Source organism: Nocardia jiangxiensis NBRC 101359 (assembly GCF_000308615.1).
Classification (GTDB): Bacteria; Actinomycetota; Actinomycetes; order Mycobacteriales; family Mycobacteriaceae; genus Nocardia; species Nocardia jiangxiensis.
On the sequence record NZ_BAGB01000041.1, the window covers coordinates 242,164 to 258,144 of the forward strand.

Here is a 15,981-nt window from a genome sequence, read left to right on the forward strand (position 1 = left end):
CGGCCGACCGGAAAGCGGGCTCGCGCGACCATCAGGCGATGGCCAGCAGGGTCAGACCGAGCGCCGCACCGGCGAAAACAACCGTGTTACGGACCTTCTGCAAGGTCCAGGTCCAGGCCGGGAACCCGGATTCGGCGACCTCAAGCAAGGTCGGCACGTCGATGCGGGCCAGTTCGGGATCGTTCTTGCGGCGGAAGGCGGCCTGCACCGACTGCACGGCGGTCAAGTTGCTGTAGACGATGACGCCCGGTCCGACGAGCCGCCATCACCCGCGCCCGCGGACATCAATCACAGATCCGAGTGCGCCGACAGCACATGTCGCAAAAAGGTCACCGGCACCTGCGATCGACGCACACATACCCGTCGGTCCGACCGACCAGCTGGGCTAGTCTCCTCTCGTGAGCGATCGCGAGGAACTCGACTGGCAACTCTTCGGCACCGCGAGCCGGGAGCTCGCCGAGATGGTTGCCGGGGACGGTTTCGAACCCGATCTGATCCTGTCCATCGCGCGCGGTGGGCTGTTCGTGGCGGGGGCGCTGGGATATGCGCTCGATGTGAAGAACCTGCACGTCATGAACGTGGAGTTCTATACGGGGGTGGATCAGCGGCTGGATTTGCCGGTGATGTTGCCGCCGGTGCCCTCGGCGGTGGATCTGGCGGGTGCGCGGGTGCTGGTGGCCGACGACGTCGCCGATACCGGAGCAACCCTTCGGCTCGTGCGCGATTTCTGCGCCGACAAAGTGGCCGAGGTGCGCTGCGCGGTCATCTATCAGAAGCCGCGGTCGGAGGTCTCCTGCGAATACGTCTGGCGGCACACCGACCGCTGGATCAATTTCCCCTGGTCGGTGCTGCCGCCGGTGGTGTCGCGCGAACCGCGCGTGCTCGACGCGTGAGAATCCTGGGGCCGCGGCGACGCGGCCCCAGGACACGTTTCCGGACCTAGACCACCTGGGCGGAGACGATGGTGATCGGCTCGACCGGGACGTCGCGATGCCCGGACTTCGACGTGGTGGCCACGCCCTCGATCGCGTCGACCACCTGCGACCCGTTGGCCACCTTGCCGAATACGGCGTAGCCGAAGCCGTCCTGGCCCGGGTAGTTCAGGAAGTCGTTGCCTGCGGTGTTGATGAAGAACTGTGCGCTGGCCGAATGCGGGTCCGAGGTGCGCGCCATGGCGACGGTGTATTTGTCGTTGCGCAACCCGTTGTTCGCTTCGTTCTCCACCTTGTTCGGTGCGGGCTTCTGACTCATATCGGCAGTCAGTCCGCCGCCTTGCACCATGAAACCGGGGATCACCCGGTGGAAGATGGTGCCGTCGTAGTGGCCCGACTTGACGTAGTCCACAAAGTTCGTGACCGTCTTGGGAGCCTTGGTCTCATCGAGTTCCAGAGCGATGTCCCCTGCTGAGGTTTTCAACAAAACTGTGGTCATCGCAACATCGTATGGCAGCGCTCACCCTCTGCCCCGACCGACCGCTACCAGCGACGATCCTGTTCTCAGGTGACCGAGGCAGCCGGCACGGAGCAATCCGAAAAGCTCACTCCTGGTACAACTCCAGCGGCAAACCGTCGGGATCGGCGAAGAAGACGAAACGCTTTCCGGTGTATTCGTCCGCCCGTATCTCCTCGGTGGGCACTCCCCTGTCCTGCAACTCCCGCACCGCGGCCGCCACATCGGGGACCGCGAAGGCCAGATGCCGCAGCCCGCACGCCTCCGGGCGCGAGAGCCGGGCGGGCGGATCCGGGAAGGAGAACAGTTCGATCTGCGATCCGTCCGGCAGCGCCAAATCCAGTTTGTAGGAAGCCCTTTCGGCCCGATAATTCTCCGCAACCACCCGCAGGCCCAGCACCTGCGTATAGAAAGTCTTCGACACGCCGTAGTCCGAGGTGATGATCGCGGCGTGGTGGATTCGTCGCAGTTCCATCCCGCCGACGCTAATCGAGTCCCCCGTCCGATCCCATTCGCCACTTCCCAGGCCGCGCCCGACACGTACGATTCGGCATATGACCAGTGCCCCGACCGAGGAACAGCGTCTGCAGGACCTCGCCCGACTGCGCCGGGTGCGCGACCGGATCGACCGCGAGTACGCACAACCGCTCGACGTCGAGGCGCTCGCCCGCGACGCGCACATGTCGGCGGGGCATCTGAGCCGCCAGTTCCGGCTCGCCTACGGCGAATCGCCGTACTCCTACCTGATGACGAGGCGGATCGAACGCGCCATGGCGCTGCTGCGCCAGGGCGATCTGAGCGTCACCGAGGTCTGCTTCGCCGTCGGCTGCTCGTCGCTGGGCACGTTCAGCACCCGGTTCAGCGAACTGGTCGGCGTCTCACCCAGCGTCTACCGGCGCGAACAGGCCGACGCCACGGCGGGCATGCCCTCGTGTGTAGCGAAACAGGTGACCAGACCGATCAGGAATCGAGAAGCTTCGGTAACCGACCCGCAACTAGCCTGATCACCATGGATATCACCATTCACTCGAGTTTCCTGCCGCAGAACGACCCGGACGCCGCGCTGGCCTTCTACCGTGACGCGCTCGGCTTCGAACTCCGCAACGACGTCGGCTACAACGGCATGCGCTGGCTGACCGTCGGCCCCGCAGATCAGCCGGGCATCAATGTCGTGCTGTACCCGCCGCAGGCCAGCCCGGGGATCACCGACGACGAGCGTCGCACCATCGCCGAGATGATGTCCAAGGGCACCTACGGCAGCATCCTGATGGCAACGAAGGATCTCGACGGCAGCTTCGAACGCGTGCAGGCCACCGGCGCGGAGGTCGTCCAGGAGCCGACCGAACAGCCGTACGGCGTGCGCGACTGCGCATTCCGCGACCCGGCGGGCAATATGGTCCGAATCCAGGAACTGCGCTGACCTGATCCGCACCACCCTCATACCGAATTCGGGCCGCACGGGCGGCCGCGCCGAAACATGGAGACACGATGACCAAGGCCGCGAGCACCCCTGCGCGCCGACAGCAGCCGCCCGCACAGCCCGTCGCCGACAGCCACGAGGTGATCCGCGTGCTCGGGGCGCGGGTGAACAATCTGCGCGACGTCAGCGTCGATTTGCCCAAACGCCGGCTCACGGTGTTCACCGGCGTCTCCGGTTCGGGTAAGAGCTCGCTGGTCTTCGGCACGATCGCGGCCGAATCGCAGCGCCTGATCAACGAGACCTACAGCGCCTTCGTCCAGGGATTCATGCCGACGCTGGCCCGGCCCGAGGTCGACGTCCTCGAAGGTCTGACGACCGCGATCAGCGTCGACCAGCAGCGCATGGGCTCGAATCCGCGCTCGACGGTCGGCACGGCCACCGACGCCGATGCCATGTTGCGGATCCTGTTCAGCCGCCTGGGCACCCCGCATATCGGCTCGCCGCAAGCGTTTTCGTTCAATGTCGCCTCGATCAGCGGCGCGGGCGCGGTCACCGTGGAACGCTCCGGCCGGACGATCAAGGAGCGGCGCAGTTTCAACATCACCGGTGGGATGTGCCCCCGTTGTGAGGGCCGCGGCTCGGTCAACGACATCGATCTGACCCAGCTGTACGACGACACCAAATCCCTGCGTGAGGGCCCGTTCACCATCCCCGGCTACAGCATGGACGGCTGGTTCGGGCGCATCTTCATCGGCTCCGGCTACTTCGATCCGGACAAGCCGATCCGGAAGTACAACAAACGCGAGCTGAACGATCTGCTCTACCGGGAACCGACCAAGATCAAGGTCGAGGGCATCAACCTCACCTACGAGGGACTGATCCCGAAGATCCAGAAGTCCATGCTGTCCAAGGACGTCGACGCACTGCAACCACATGTGCGCGCGTTCGTCGAGCGCGCGGTCACCTTCACGATCTGCCCCGAATGCGACGGCACCCGGCTCAGCGAGACGGCCCGCTCGGCGAAGATCGCCGGAATCAACATCGCCGACGCGTGCGCGATGCAGATCAGCGACCTCGCCGAATGGGTGCGCGGCCTGGACGAACCGTCGGTCGGCCCGCTGCTGGAATCGCTGCGGGAGACCCTGGACTCCTTCGTCGAGATCGGCCTGGGATATCTGAGCCTGAACCGCCCGTCGGGCACCCTGTCCGGCGGAGAAGCGCAGCGCACCAAGATGATTCGCTATCTGGGCTCCGCGCTCACCGATATCACCTACGTCTTCGACGAGCCCACCATCGGCCTGCACCCGCACGATATCCAGCGGATGAACTCGCTGCTGCTGCGGTTGCGGGACAAGGGCAATACCGTGCTGGTGGTCGAGCACAAACCCGAAGCCATCGCGATCGCCGATCACATCGTCGACCTGGGCCCCGGTGCGGGTTCGGAGGGCGGCACGATCTGCTTCGAAGGCACCCTGGACGAGCTGCGGGCCAGCGACACCATCACCGGCCGCCACCTGGACGACCGCGCCACGGTCAAGAAATCCGTGCGCAAGCCCACCGGCAGCCTCGAGATCCGCGGTGCGACGGCGAACAACCTGCGCAAAGTGGACGTGGACATCCCGCTCGGCGTGCTCGTCGTGGTGACCGGCGTCGCCGGATCGGGCAAGAGTTCGCTGGTGCACAGGTCGATTCCGGCGGGCGCGGGGGTGATCTCGGTCGATCAGGGCGCGATCCGCGGGTCGCGGCGCAGCAATCCCGCGACGTACACCGGACTGCTCGAACCGATCCGCAAGGCCTTCGCCAAGGTCAACGGCGTGAAACCGGCGCTGTTCAGTGCGAATTCGGAAGGCGCGTGCCCGACCTGCAACGGCGCGGGCGTCATCTACACCGATCTGGCGATGATGGCCGGAGTCGCGACCACCTGCGAGGAATGCGAAGGCAAGCGGTATCAGGCCGCGGTGCTGGACTATCACCTCGGTGGCCGCGATATCAGCGAGGTGCTCGCCATGTCGGTCGCGCAGGCCGAGGAGTTCTTCGGCGACGGCGAGGCGCGCCTTCCCGCGGCACAGAAGATTCTGCGGCACCTGGCCGACGTCGGGCTCGGATATCTGCGCCTGGGTCAGCCGTTGACCACCCTGTCCGGCGGTGAGCGGCAGCGGCTCAAACTGGCCACCCACATGAGCGACAAGGGCGGAATCTACGTCCTGGACGAGCCGACCACCGGACTGCACCTGGCCGATGTGGAACAGCTGCTCGCGCTACTGGATCGGCTGGTCGAGGCCGGGAAATCGGTCATCGTGGTCGAACACCACCAGGCCGTGATGGCGCATGCGGACTGGATCGTCGACCTGGGACCGGGCGCGGGACACGACGGCGGCACCGTCGTCTTCGAAGGCACGCCCGCGGATCTGGTCGCGGCCCGATCCACCCTCACCGGCGAACATCTGGCGGCCTACGTCGGAAGCTGACCGTCCCGCCGCCGCCATCCGGCACGCGCCGCACCCGACGCGACAGCACGTGCCGGATGGCGGCGGTCCGGCTATTGTGGCGACGTGTCGTTGATGCAGACCGCGCTGGATCGAGTGCCGGACCGCTACCTCGCCCGTCTTCACCAGCATCAGGAGCTGATGAAGTTCGCCGTGGTCGGCGCGATGACCTGGTTCATCGATACCGGAATCGTCTACACGCTGAAACTGACCGTCCTGCAGGACAAACCCCTCACCGCGCGAGCGATCGGCGTCCTCATCGCGACCATCGCCTCCTACATCCTCAACCGGGAATGGTCGTTCAGCACCCGCGGCGGTCGGCAGCGCGCGCACGAGGCAGCGCTGTTCTTCGGCGTCAGCGCACTGGCGGTGGTCGTCACCCTGATTCCGCAGGCGATCGCGCTGTACATCTTCGACATCCACGTACCGCACGTCAGCCCGACCACGCAGGCGCTGTCCAATTTCATCACCGGGCAGATCCTGGGCGTGCTGCTGGCCATGGCGTTCCGCTACTGGGCGTTGCGCAGGTTCGTATTTCCGGATGATTTGACTCAGGCCGCGCTGGAAACACTGTGACGTAGCGGCCGGGCCGACGGGTCTCCCGTCGGCCCGAGACATACCGCGCACTGCGTCAAGATGCCTCCCGAAGGGAGGCACGTCCAGGGAGGTGAGCGGCATTCTCCACCACAGCCGACCCGGCACGGATCCGGAGTCGACTCGATGGCACGGCAAGAGGTATGTGGCACTGGGCAGTTCGTTCGCCTCAGGGCCCGCGATCGCACCCCGCGAGCCCGGGGCGCCGCGACTGGCGGGCCGCTCACGCAACAACTACGCGCACCTGGTCGCCGACGCGGCCCGGCTGCAGCTCACCGACGTCACCAGCAGCGGCGCCACCTGCGAGCACATCCTGCACGAGCAGCAGTACGGCCAGCCGCCGCAGATCCGCGCGGTCGACGCCGACACCGACCTGGTCACGCTGACCATCGGCGGTAACGATGTCGGGCTGACCCAGTACCGCGTCGCGCACCGATTACCCCTGCCGTTACGGCTGATCCCCCCGATCGCGCGCCTCGGCGACGAAACCGCCGTCAACCATCGGCTGCACACGATCGAGCAGAGTCTGACCGAGGTGCTCAATACGATCTCCCGGCGCGCACCGCGGGCCCGGGTTCTGGTCGTGAACTATCTGTCCCTGCTCGGCCCGGTCTCCGAGGAGGACCGCCCGGTCGATCGCAACTATCATCAGTTCGCCGAATCCCTTGCCGCGCATACTGCTTCGGCCGCGGCCCGCGCCGGGGCCGAATTGATCGACGCGCGCACCCCCAGCCTGGACCATCCGCCCGGCAGCGCCGGCGCGTGGACCTCCGGCGGCTACATTCCGCTGCCGGGGCGGCAAAATCCGGGCGCACCCTTCCACCCCACCGCCGCGGGAATGGCGGGCGTGGCGGATCTCATCCTCGATCGTCTGGCGACCTTGCCGCCGATCGAACCGCAGACCGCCGCGGAGTCCTGAGTGTGCCCGGAATCGCTCTGACAGGATGAGAGAATGCCGATCGGATTCGCCATTCCGCAGCTCGGGCCGCAGGCACGCGAGGGACGCGAGGTGCCGCGGTTCGCTCGCGAGGTGGAGCGCGCGGGCGCGCACAGCCTCTGGGTCGGCGATCGGCTGCTGGCCGCGACCCGGCCGAAGGTCGGCTACCGCGGCGGTACGACGATTCCCGCGGAATTCGATGCGGTGCTGGACCCGTTCGCGGTGCTCACCGCCGCCGCGGCGGTGACCGAGCGGGTGCGGCTGGGCACCAATGTGCTGGTGGCCCCGCTGTATCGACCGGTACCGCTGGCCCGCGCGCTCACCACGATCGATGTGATCAGCGGCGGACGGCTCGTGGCCGGTCTGGGCATCGGCTGGTCACCCGAGGAGTACGAGGCGGCGGGCGTCCCGTTCGACCATCGCGGTGCGCGCCTCCAGGAGACCATCGAGGCGCTGCGGACGATCTGGACCAGCGATCCGGCCGAATATCGCGGCCGGTACGTCACGGTGCCCGAACATCGCAGTTCGCTCGATCCGGTACAGCGGCCGCATCCGCCGATCCATCTGGCCGCCTTCGCTCCGGCCGGTATCGCGCGGGTCGGGCGATACGCCGACGGGTGGCTTCCGGCACTGCGTGTGCCCGGCAACGCCGACCAGGCGCGCTTCCTGCGGCGGATGCGCCAGGACGTCGACGCGGCCGCCGAGTCGGCCGGACGTGACCCGTCGGATATCGAGACGATCATCCGGGTCAATGTCGAGCACGGCGCCACCGAGGCGCAGATCGCCGAGACCATCGAGTCGACCGCCGCGGACACCGGGTTCGAGGACTACTTCATCGATCTGATGTACCTGGTCGAGTCGGTGGACCAGGTACTCGATACGGCCCAACGCCTTCTGCGGCGGCTGGGCTGACCCACCCGACCAGGCGATCCGCCGACTCACGACGGTCGTTACGATGACCCGGTGCGATCATCCACCGACCCCACCGCGCGGCTGCGCGGCGCGTGTGTCGGTGCGGCATCGGGTGCGGTGAGTATCGGCGCGCACGCGCTCGGCGGTGGGCCGGTATCGCTGACCTCGGCGTCGGTGGTTCTGCTCGTCGCGGTCTGCACGCTCACCGGGACCGTGGTGGCCACGATGCGCCCGGGACCGGCCCGGCTGTTGCCGATGCTCGCGGTGGGACAGGCGATCGGGCATGTGGCGCTGGCGATTGCGCCGGAGCACTGCCACGGGCAGCTACTCACCCTGCCCATGCTGGCCGCGCACGCACTCGCCGTTCCCGTGGGCGCACTGCTGATCCGGGGCGCGGAAGCCGCGCTGCGCCGGGTGTATGCGAGCGTGCTGCGCGTACTCGTCGCGCTCATCGCGACCGTGGTTGCGCCGCCGTCGCATTCGCCCGCGTCCCCCGCCGTGCCGTCGATCCCGTTGCGGCGGCTGCTGATCAGTTCGGGCATCGGACGGCGCGGGCCGCCGAGGGATTCGTTCGTCGAAACTTTCCACCGTCCGGCGGATTTCGCCGTCTGCTGAACCAGGGGCGGGCCCGGACAACCATCGCGACACCGCGATCGTCTGTGCCCGTCGCGACAGCACTGTCGTCCCGGCACCGATGACGCACGGCCGCAAGCGGATCCTCATTCCAGCGGCCGTGAGCATCGCCGGACCCCGATGCTCGGCGTCCATCGATCCGCATCTCGGCACTGTCGTATGCGCCGCGATGCACGCCGGTACCTCTCGGGCACGGCTCGGCGCACCCGGATACGCACGGGTGTACGCCTGGGCTGCAACCTGCGCTCGGCGCATCTCGACACTCGCCGGGGTGCATACCGGTCGACATCTCGTGCATACGCCGACGTGCGCCCCGAGTAGGTGTTCGGCCCGAGTGTTCGCCGGTACGCGCGTCCGGTGCACGTACCAGCGGCCCCTGGGCACACGTCGATGTACGCCTCGCATTCGCACGGGTCACCTCGGCGCATGCCGATGCCCGCGGGTCCGACGACGCCGGACGGTGGCTCTGAAAACCATCCCCATGAAACGGAGCCTTCGTATGTCCACCCTCACCCGCGCCCGCACGGCCGCAGCCGCCGCGGCGCTGACAGTGCCGATCCTGCTGACCGGATGTTCCTCCGGGACAACAGAATCCAGTAACGACGCGGCGTCGGTCCGAATCAGCAATCAGTGGATCAAGGCCGCGGATTCCGGAATGTCCTCGGCCTTCGCCGATTTCAGCAATTCCTCCGACCGGGAGATTCGCATGGTCGACGCGACCAGTCCCGCGTCGGCGCGGATGGAGATCCACGAGACCGTGGATACCGGCGGAACCACGATGATGCGCCCGATGGCCGGTGGGCTGGTCGTGCCCGCGCACGGCACCGTATCGCTCACCCCGGGCGGCAACCATCTGATGTTCATGGACCTGAAGACCCCGCTGCGCACGGGATCACGGACGCCGATCACGGTGAAATTCGCCGACGGTTCGAGCGCCACGTTCACCGCGCAGACCCGCGACTTCTCGGGGAATCAGGAGAACTACGCGCCCACCACCACCCCGGCGCACGGTGGCTGAGCCGGGACTGACCCGGCGGCGACTGCTCGGTGGCGGTGCGGTCGCGGCCGGAGCCGCCGGATTGACCTGGGGGACGGAGCATTTCGCTCGTTCCGGTCGGGAGCCCGATCCCGCCGCGGCGACCGAGCCGTTCCACGGGCGTCACCAGAGCGGCGTCGCGACGGCACCGCAGCGGCATGTGACCTACCTCGGATTCGATCTGAAACCCGGTGTCGCCCGCGCGGACATCATCGGGCTGCTGCAGATCTGGAGCGGTGACGCGGCCCGGCTCACTCAGGGCGAGCCCGGTCTGGCCGATTCCGAGCCCGAACTCACCGTGCGGCCCGCGCGGCTGACGGTGACGATCGGATTCGGGCCGCGACTGTTCACCGTCGCCGGGGTCGAGGCGGCGCGGCCGGGGTGGCTGCGTCCGCTGCCCGCCTTCACGATCGATCGTCTCGATCCCGCGTACTGCGACGGCGATCTGCTGTTGCAGATCTGCGCGGACGAGGCGACGACGGTCGCGCATGCGGTGCGGGCATTGAGCCGCACCGTCACCTCACTGGTGTCGGTGCGGTGGGTGCAGCGCGGATTTCGCGATGCGGCGCCGGGGCAGAGCATGCGCAATCTGTTCGGTCAGGTCGACGGAACGGTGAATCCGGCCGCGGGCACGACCGACTTCGATCGTCTGATCTGGCACGACGGCGGCGGGCTGCCGTGGCTCGCGGGCGGGACCTCGCTGGTGCTGCGTCGCATCGCGATGAACCTCGACGCCTGGGACGATCTGGACACCGGCGGGCGCGAGTTGTCCGTGGGCCGCCGCGTGGCCACCGGTGCTCCGCTGACCGGAGCCCGTGAGTCCGACGATCCGGACTTCACGGCCGTCGATCAGTTCGGCATCCCGGTGATCCCGCCGTCATCGCATATCGCTCGGGCGCACCACACCGGCGACACCGATCGGTTCCTGCGCCGCGGCTACAACTACGACGAATCCCCCGCACCCGGTGCGGTCTCGAATTCGGGGCTGTTGTTCGCCGCGTACCAGGCCGATATCGAGTCGCAGTATCTCCCCGTGCAGCGGCGGCTGGCCGAATTCGACGCCCTCAACACCTGGACCACGCCCGTCGGGTCCGCGGTGTTCGTCCTGCCGCCCGGGATCACCGACCCGGGCGGATATATCGGGCAGTCGTTGTTGGAGAGCTGAGAAACGGCCGGGTTCCGGCGCGTCGTGCACAGCTGCTGCGGACCGAGCGGCATCCCACGGCGTGCCGGATCCACCGGCGGATGCGAGCATTCGGCGAACCGACTGTCCGCGAATGTCTCAGAACGGCTCAGGTCCAGAGCACCGCGACGCAGACGTTCACGATCGCCAGCCAGCCCGCGGCGTGCGGCATCCAGCCGATCATCTTGTCGCGCTTGGCATCGGCCCGCGCGATCTCGGCGAACGCCGCCACCGCGACCGCGATCACGAGCTTGACGATCATCTTCGCCATGATCACGTGCTTGTCCAGCGAGTGGATCGAATCCGCCATGCCGAACAGCACCAGTCCGGTGATGATCTGCGCCCGCGCGCCCCACACCAGAACCTCGGATACCCGCCTCGGCGAGGCCGCGTAACCGCCGATGATGGCCGCCAGACCCAGCAGGTGGGTCACGAGCACCAGATTGAAGACGAATGTCATGGAACGAGAGCGTAGTTCATCGAGGACACCGTCAACGACGCCCGGTAGTAGAAATTCGCGAACCTTTTCCCGAATGCACAGCAGATCCACATCGGACACGCAGATCGATCCCATGCTCGGCCCGTAGCCTGCGAGGCAGTCGGCAGCTGTCCAGACGACCGAACGGCACACAGATGACACACCAGGAGAGCGACGGGGAGCACACCCCTTCCCGTGCGGCGAGCTCCGAACCGACCGGCCCGATACCGGACGCCCCACCGGCGGATCCGGGTGCGAGCACCCCGACCGAACACCACGCGAAAACAGCGCCGCGGACGCACCCCGACCCCGTGATCGCCGGTCCGCCACCGCAGCCCGCCCGCCTGGCCCGGCTCGGCGCGCGCTGGCGCACCTCGATGCCGCTGCGTATCGCGACAGCGGTGGTGGTGGCCTTACTCATCAGCGGCATCGGATTCGCCGCCGGAACCGCGTTCGGCGGCGACGACGATTCCCCGCACCACCCGCACCGGGTCACCGCCGATCACCCGTTCTGGCAGGACCACATGGGCTGGTTCCACCGCTACAGCGACGCGGACACGGATATGACGCCGCACCACCGGCACCTGACTCCGACCGCGCTGTCGGCCACACCCACACCCAGCCCCGCGCCCACGCGCTGAACGGACTCCGCAGCGGACTCGCCAGTCACCCGAGGCGGTGTCCGCGGAGCCGGAGCAGGATTGAGCCGCGACGCCCCGGGGAACACTGCCCCAATCGGATCACATTCGGATGACCAGGCAGGTCCAGGTCGAACTCGGTGGGACGTACATCGCACCGAATACGCGTTTCGAGGTATTGCACCCCGGGTAACCATCGCCCAGTGGCTCTCTTCGCCCATGCGCTGCCGAGTTCGCGCGCGGAGGCGGGGTGGAGCGGATGACTGGTGAATGGCTAGGAGAAGAGGGTGGCGGTTGTACTCGTGCTGCGCGCACGTGGGCTAGGTGATCTACTCACCGCGGTCCCAGCTCTCCGCGCGCTGCGGCGGGCCCGGCCGCACGACCGCATCGTGTTGGCCGCACCGCACCGGCTCAAGCCGATCGTCGATCTGATCACCTCGGTCGACGAGATGGTGCCCACCGCGGATCCCGAAAGCTTGCGCTGGGACGGCGAGCCGCCGGTGCTGGCGGTCAATCTCCAGGGTCCGGGCGCCGAGGGCATCGTGGAACTGGCCAAGACCAACCCCACCCGGATCCTCACCTACCGCAACCCGGCGTTCCCGGATCTGGACGGCCCGGAGTGGCAGGCCGATATGCACGATGTCGACCGCTGGTGCTATCTGCTCGAATCCGCCGGCATCAGCGCCGACCGCCGCAATCTCGGTCTGGTTCCGCCGGTCGCCACCACGAACCATCGCGACTGCGTCGTCATCCACATCGGCGCGGGCTCCGAGGCCCGGCGCTGGCCGGCCGAACGTTTCGCCGCGGTGATCCGGCACCTGCTCGTCCAGGACCGCGACGTCGTGCTCACCGGCGACGAATTCGAACGCGAGATCGCCCTGGGCATCGCCGCACGGGCCGGACTGCCGCAGCATCACGTCCTGGCCGGGCAGCAGAATCTCATCGAACTGTCCGCCACCGTGGCCGAGGCCGAGTTGGTGGTGTGCGGCGATACCGGCGTCGCTCATCTGGCGACCGCGTTCGGCACCCGCACCGTGCTGCTGTTCGGTCCCACCCCGCCCGACCAGAGTGGTCCGCCGCCGCATCTGCTCGGCCGGCACGTGGTGCTGTGGGCCGGGCACACCGGTGACCACGACGGCAAGACCCCCGATCCCGGACTGCTGGAGATCACGGCGCCCGAGGTGATCGACGCGGTCGACAAGCAATTGCGCAGTCGGTCGTGGTCGGGCACGGGGCTGAACGGGCGGCCCAGCCCCTACCGTCGCGTCGGCTGACCGAACCCGTCCTCGAGTTCGGCGGTTCTCGGCTGTGTCGATCTGCCACTGCATCGGCGCAACCCCGAAACACCCCTAGCACCACGGTATTACGTTCGGACAGCACCGTCGGGGGACGTGTCGGGTGATGGCGCGGCCATAGCGTCGCACTATGACCACTACCGCTGTTGCCGCCCCTCCTGCCCGGCGCCTGCACCGGCCGCTACTCGTGACGTCGTGCGCGATGGCCGGGCTCGTCGTATTCAGTCTGTGCGCCATGGCATTCGACCACCGGATGCTCCTGGGCGAATCGGTCTGGCTCAAACCGATGAAGTTCGGGCTGGCCTTCACTCTCTACACGCTGACGCTCGCCTGGCTGCTGTCGTTCCCGCACAAGGGATCCCGCGTCACCCGGTGGTTCGGGAGCCTGTTCGCCGTGACGGCCTTCGTGGACGTCGGGTTCATCGTGTTGCAGGCCGCGCGCGGCACGTTCAGCCATTTCAACACCGAATCCGATGCGGTCAACTCGATCGGCCAGATCGTGTTCGCCTCGGGCGTTCCGGGCCTGTTCGCCGCGAATCTGGTTATCGCGCTGATTCTTTCATGGCAGCGGATCGCGGACCGGCCGATCGCCCGCGCGGTGCACGCCGGTCTGGCGATCGCGGTGTTCGGCATGGCGCTGGGCTACCTGATGGGGTTCACCGGCGAGCAGATCGTGCACGACGCCGCGGGACACCCGGTGGAACTCGCGGCCGGGCACACCGTGCTGCACTCCCCCGCGCAGACGCGGGACGGCGTCGGTGACATGCCGCTGGTCCACTGGAGCACGATCGGCGGGGATCTGCGCATACCCCACTTCGCCGGTCTGCACGGCATCCAGGTGCTGATTCTGACCGCACTCGTCCTGGCCCGGCTCGCGCACCGCCGACCGTGGCTGACCGAACGGGTGCGAGCGCGGCTGATCGGAGTACTGGCGCTCGGCTACACCGGCCTGGTCGCCCTGCTGCTGTGGCAGGCGCTGCGCGCGCAGCCCCTGATCCACCCCGACACGACGACCCTGCTGACGTTCACGGCCCTGGTCGTGGTCACCGGCGCAGCCGTGACGGCGCTCATACTGACCGCACGGCGAACCACGACCGCACCCGCGACATCACAGGACCCCGAGCGCGCGCTGCCGGTGGCCGGTCGCGCGGGATGAGATCACACCCGCGCCGCTCAGCGCAGCCGCTCGGCCTCCTTCGCCAGGGTGATCAGCGCGCCGGTCAACTCCAGCAACTCACCGTGATCCGCACCCTCGGCGACCGCGGTCGCGACATCCTCCGCAGCGCAGCGCGCAGCGAACCAGCGATCGGCCAGATCGGCCGCCTCCTGTGCGCTCAGCACCACCGAGTCCTCCGGAATTCCGGTGCCCTCCAAGCCTTTCCGGTGCTCGTAGGCCCGTTGGCGACAGGACTGCCGACAGTACCGGCGGCGACGCCCGACTTCGGATTCAGCGATCTGCCGTCCACACCAGGAACAGGACGACAGGACACGGCGCGACATGACCCGACACCCTAACGGGCGAATGTGCGGTCGCCACGCGGGGCACACCGTTTTCCCCCGGTTGGGACGGTTATTTCTCCCCACCGGTGGCAACCCGTAAAATGCAGGGGTTGACCGTCGCCGGGAACTGAACCTGGGCATGGCGCGTTATATCAGAGTAGAACGTTGCCGACAGGCTAAGAGAGGACCGCACACCATGGCAGATCGCGTACTCCGAGGCAGCCGACTCGGAGCGGTGAGCTACGAGACCGACCGGGACCACGACCTGGCACCCCGTCGGGTGGCGCGGTACCGGACCGACAACGGCGAAGAGTTCGATGTGCCCTTCGCCGACGACGCCGAGATCCCGCCCACCTGGCTGTGCCGCAACGGTCAGGAAGGCATCCTGATCGAGGGCACCACCCAGGAGCCCAAGAAGGTCAAGCCCCCGCGCACCCACTGGGACATGCTGCTCGAGCGCCGCTCCAAGGACGAGCTCGAGGAACTCCTGCAGGAGCGCCTGGAGCTGCTGAAGACCCGCCGCGGCCGGTAGCCCGAACCGCGAAGAGCCGCATTCACCATCCGGTGAATGCGGCTCTTCGCGTCCGAGCAGCGGGCCGGCCTAGCTCGAGACTTTGCGGTACTGGATCAGTGCCAGCGGCATCGCGATCACCAGGATCACCAGCGAGCAGATGATCGAGTACTCGACGCAGTGGTCCGCGGGCCAGCCGTGCGGGACCTTGAACGACGGGGGTGAGCCGTTGTCGAACAGTTTGCGGCCCGCGGCCGAAACCGCCGTGATCGGATTCCACTGCGCGATCGTGCGCAGCGGGCCGGGCAGGGTCTCCGCGGAGATGAAGGCCGAGGAGATGAACGTCAGCGGGAACATCCAGATCAGCCCCGCGCTCTGCGCCACCTCGACGTTCGGGGAGAGCAGGCCGGTCAGCGCGCCCACCCACGACATCGCGAAGGCGAACAGCAGGATCACCGCGAAAGCCGCTACCGCACTGAGGAATCCGCCGTTGATGCGCCAGCCGACCAGATATCCGCAGGCGACCATCACCGCCAGCGACAGGATGTTCACCACCAGGTCGGACAGCGTGCGGCCCATCAGCACCGCCAGCCGCGACATCGGCAGCGTGCGCATCCGGTCGATGATGCCCTTCTGCAGATCGTTGGCCAGGCCGACCGTGGTGAATGCCGCGTTGAACGCCACCGTCTGGGTGAAGATTCCGGCCAGCAGGAATTCCCGGTACTGACCGCCGCCCAGTGACGCACCGAAGATGTAGGCGAACAGGAATACGAACATCAGCGGCTGCACCGTGGCGGTCACCAGCAGCGTCGGCACCCGCAGGATCGTGAGCAGATTCCGGTACGCGACGATGGCGCTGTCCCGGAAGACCCGCACCGGGGCCGGGATCGGACGTACTCCCGTCGCCGG

At 67.6% G+C, this 15,981-nt stretch carries 20 protein-coding genes; 14 read left to right on the forward strand and 6 right to left on the reverse strand.

Annotated elements, in window-relative coordinates; all coding sequences use genetic code 11:
• Nucleotides 1-31: 31 nt before the first annotated feature.
• The gene (locus ON40_RS15215) at nucleotides 32-226 is read right to left on the reverse strand and encodes a hypothetical protein (RefSeq protein WP_218008794.1); all 195 of its coding nucleotides are present in this window, start codon (nucleotides 224-226) and stop codon (nucleotides 32-34) included.
• A gap of 172 nt (nucleotides 227-398) precedes the next feature.
• Between ON40_RS15215 and ON40_RS15220 the strand changes: the two genes are divergently transcribed.
• Entirely contained in the window at nucleotides 399-893 is a 495-nt protein-coding gene (locus ON40_RS15220; protein ID WP_040823013.1) for a phosphoribosyltransferase, read from the forward strand.
• Nucleotides 894-939: 46 nt separating this feature from the next.
• Here the strand turns inward: ON40_RS15220 and ON40_RS15225 are convergent, their stop codons facing one another.
• Both ON40_RS15225 and gloA2 read right to left on the reverse strand, forming a co-directional pair.
• Nucleotides 940-1,431, reverse strand: a complete 492-nt coding sequence (locus tag ON40_RS15225) for a peptidylprolyl isomerase (protein WP_040823014.1) — start codon at nucleotides 1,429-1,431, stop codon at nucleotides 940-942.
• Between the two features lie 106 nt (nucleotides 1,432-1,537).
• Nucleotides 1,538-1,924: an SMU1112c/YaeR family gloxylase I-like metalloprotein gene (gloA2, locus tag ON40_RS15230; protein ID WP_040823015.1), complete on the reverse strand. Its 387-nt coding sequence runs from the start codon at nucleotides 1,922-1,924 to the stop codon at nucleotides 1,538-1,540.
• A gap of 79 nt (nucleotides 1,925-2,003) precedes the next feature.
• Here gloA2 and ON40_RS15235 point away from each other — a divergent pair, with 79 nt between their 5' ends.
• From ON40_RS15235 to ON40_RS15275, 9 genes are all read left to right on the forward strand, one after another.
• Nucleotides 2,004-2,453 carry a helix-turn-helix transcriptional regulator gene (locus tag ON40_RS15235; RefSeq protein ID WP_040823016.1) on the forward strand — a complete coding sequence of 150 codons (450 nt, stop codon included), beginning with the start codon at nucleotides 2,004-2,006 and terminating at the stop codon, nucleotides 2,451-2,453.
• Nucleotides 2,454-2,458: 5 nt separating this feature from the next.
• Complete coding sequence (locus tag ON40_RS15240) at nucleotides 2,459-2,869, forward strand: VOC family protein (RefSeq protein ID WP_040823017.1); 411 nt, start codon at nucleotides 2,459-2,461, stop codon at nucleotides 2,867-2,869.
• A 68-nt stretch (nucleotides 2,870-2,937) separates the two neighbouring features.
• Complete coding sequence (locus ON40_RS15245) at nucleotides 2,938-5,337, forward strand: ATP-binding cassette domain-containing protein (RefSeq protein ID WP_040823018.1); 2,400 nt, start codon at nucleotides 2,938-2,940, stop codon at nucleotides 5,335-5,337.
• Between the two features lie 93 nt (nucleotides 5,338-5,430).
• Nucleotides 5,431-5,931: a GtrA family protein gene (locus ON40_RS15250; RefSeq protein ID WP_083895727.1), complete on the forward strand. Its 501-nt coding sequence runs from the start codon at nucleotides 5,431-5,433 to the stop codon at nucleotides 5,929-5,931.
• Nucleotides 5,932-6,022: 91 nt separating this feature from the next.
• Nucleotides 6,023-6,868 carry an SGNH/GDSL hydrolase family protein gene (locus ON40_RS15255; RefSeq protein WP_245567814.1) on the forward strand — a complete coding sequence of 282 codons (846 nt, stop codon included), beginning with the start codon at nucleotides 6,023-6,025 and terminating at the stop codon, nucleotides 6,866-6,868.
• Between the two features lie 33 nt (nucleotides 6,869-6,901).
• Nucleotides 6,902-7,798 (forward strand): TIGR03619 family F420-dependent LLM class oxidoreductase, encoded by an 897-nt coding sequence (locus ON40_RS15260; RefSeq protein ID WP_040823020.1) that lies wholly within the window; start codon nucleotides 6,902-6,904, stop codon nucleotides 7,796-7,798.
• 51 nt (nucleotides 7,799-7,849) lie between these two features.
• Nucleotides 7,850-8,413: a hypothetical protein gene (locus ON40_RS15265; RefSeq protein ID WP_051193137.1), complete on the forward strand. Its 564-nt coding sequence runs from the start codon at nucleotides 7,850-7,852 to the stop codon at nucleotides 8,411-8,413.
• A 517-nt stretch (nucleotides 8,414-8,930) separates the two neighbouring features.
• Nucleotides 8,931-9,449 carry a copper chaperone PCu(A)C gene (locus ON40_RS15270; RefSeq protein WP_040823021.1) on the forward strand — a complete coding sequence of 173 codons (519 nt, stop codon included), beginning with the start codon at nucleotides 8,931-8,933 and terminating at the stop codon, nucleotides 9,447-9,449.
• Nucleotides 9,442-10,632: a Dyp-type peroxidase gene (locus ON40_RS15275; protein ID WP_040823022.1), complete on the forward strand. Its 1,191-nt coding sequence runs from the start codon at nucleotides 9,442-9,444 to the stop codon at nucleotides 10,630-10,632. The genes ON40_RS15270 and ON40_RS15275 overlap by 8 nt, the downstream gene beginning before the upstream one ends.
• 127 nt (nucleotides 10,633-10,759) lie before the next feature.
• Here ON40_RS15275 and ON40_RS15280 read toward each other — a convergent pair whose 3' ends face one another.
• Nucleotides 10,760-11,110: a hypothetical protein gene (locus ON40_RS15280; protein WP_040824124.1), complete on the reverse strand. Its 351-nt coding sequence runs from the start codon at nucleotides 11,108-11,110 to the stop codon at nucleotides 10,760-10,762.
• A gap of 173 nt (nucleotides 11,111-11,283) precedes the next feature.
• Between ON40_RS15280 and ON40_RS15285 the strand changes: the two genes are divergently transcribed.
• From ON40_RS15285 to ON40_RS15295, 3 genes are all read left to right on the forward strand, one after another.
• On the forward strand, nucleotides 11,284-11,769 hold the full coding sequence (locus ON40_RS15285) for a hypothetical protein (protein WP_040823023.1): 486 nt from the start codon (nucleotides 11,284-11,286) through the stop codon (nucleotides 11,767-11,769).
• 284 nt (nucleotides 11,770-12,053) lie between these two features.
• Nucleotides 12,054-13,040 (forward strand): glycosyltransferase family 9 protein, encoded by a 987-nt coding sequence (locus ON40_RS15290; protein WP_040823024.1) that lies wholly within the window; start codon nucleotides 12,054-12,056, stop codon nucleotides 13,038-13,040.
• A gap of 151 nt (nucleotides 13,041-13,191) precedes the next feature.
• Nucleotides 13,192-14,217: a hypothetical protein gene (locus tag ON40_RS15295; RefSeq protein WP_157186303.1), complete on the forward strand. Its 1,026-nt coding sequence runs from the start codon at nucleotides 13,192-13,194 to the stop codon at nucleotides 14,215-14,217.
• Between the two features lie 17 nt (nucleotides 14,218-14,234).
• Here ON40_RS15295 and ON40_RS15300 read toward each other — a convergent pair whose 3' ends face one another.
• Entirely contained in the window at nucleotides 14,235-14,561 is a 327-nt protein-coding gene (locus ON40_RS15300; protein WP_051193138.1) for a hypothetical protein, read from the reverse strand.
• A 196-nt stretch (nucleotides 14,562-14,757) separates the two neighbouring features.
• On the opposite strand from ON40_RS15300, the gene ON40_RS15305 reads away from it, so the two are divergent.
• Nucleotides 14,758-15,093: an RNA polymerase-binding protein RbpA gene (locus ON40_RS15305; protein ID WP_040823025.1), complete on the forward strand. Its 336-nt coding sequence runs from the start codon at nucleotides 14,758-14,760 to the stop codon at nucleotides 15,091-15,093.
• A 69-nt stretch (nucleotides 15,094-15,162) separates the two neighbouring features.
• Here ON40_RS15305 and ON40_RS15310 read toward each other — a convergent pair whose 3' ends face one another.
• A complete protein-coding gene (locus tag ON40_RS15310) occupies nucleotides 15,163-15,960 on the reverse strand; it encodes an ABC transporter permease (RefSeq protein ID WP_174435044.1) in 798 nt (265 codons plus the stop codon).
• Nucleotides 15,961-15,981 lie beyond the last annotated feature (21 nt).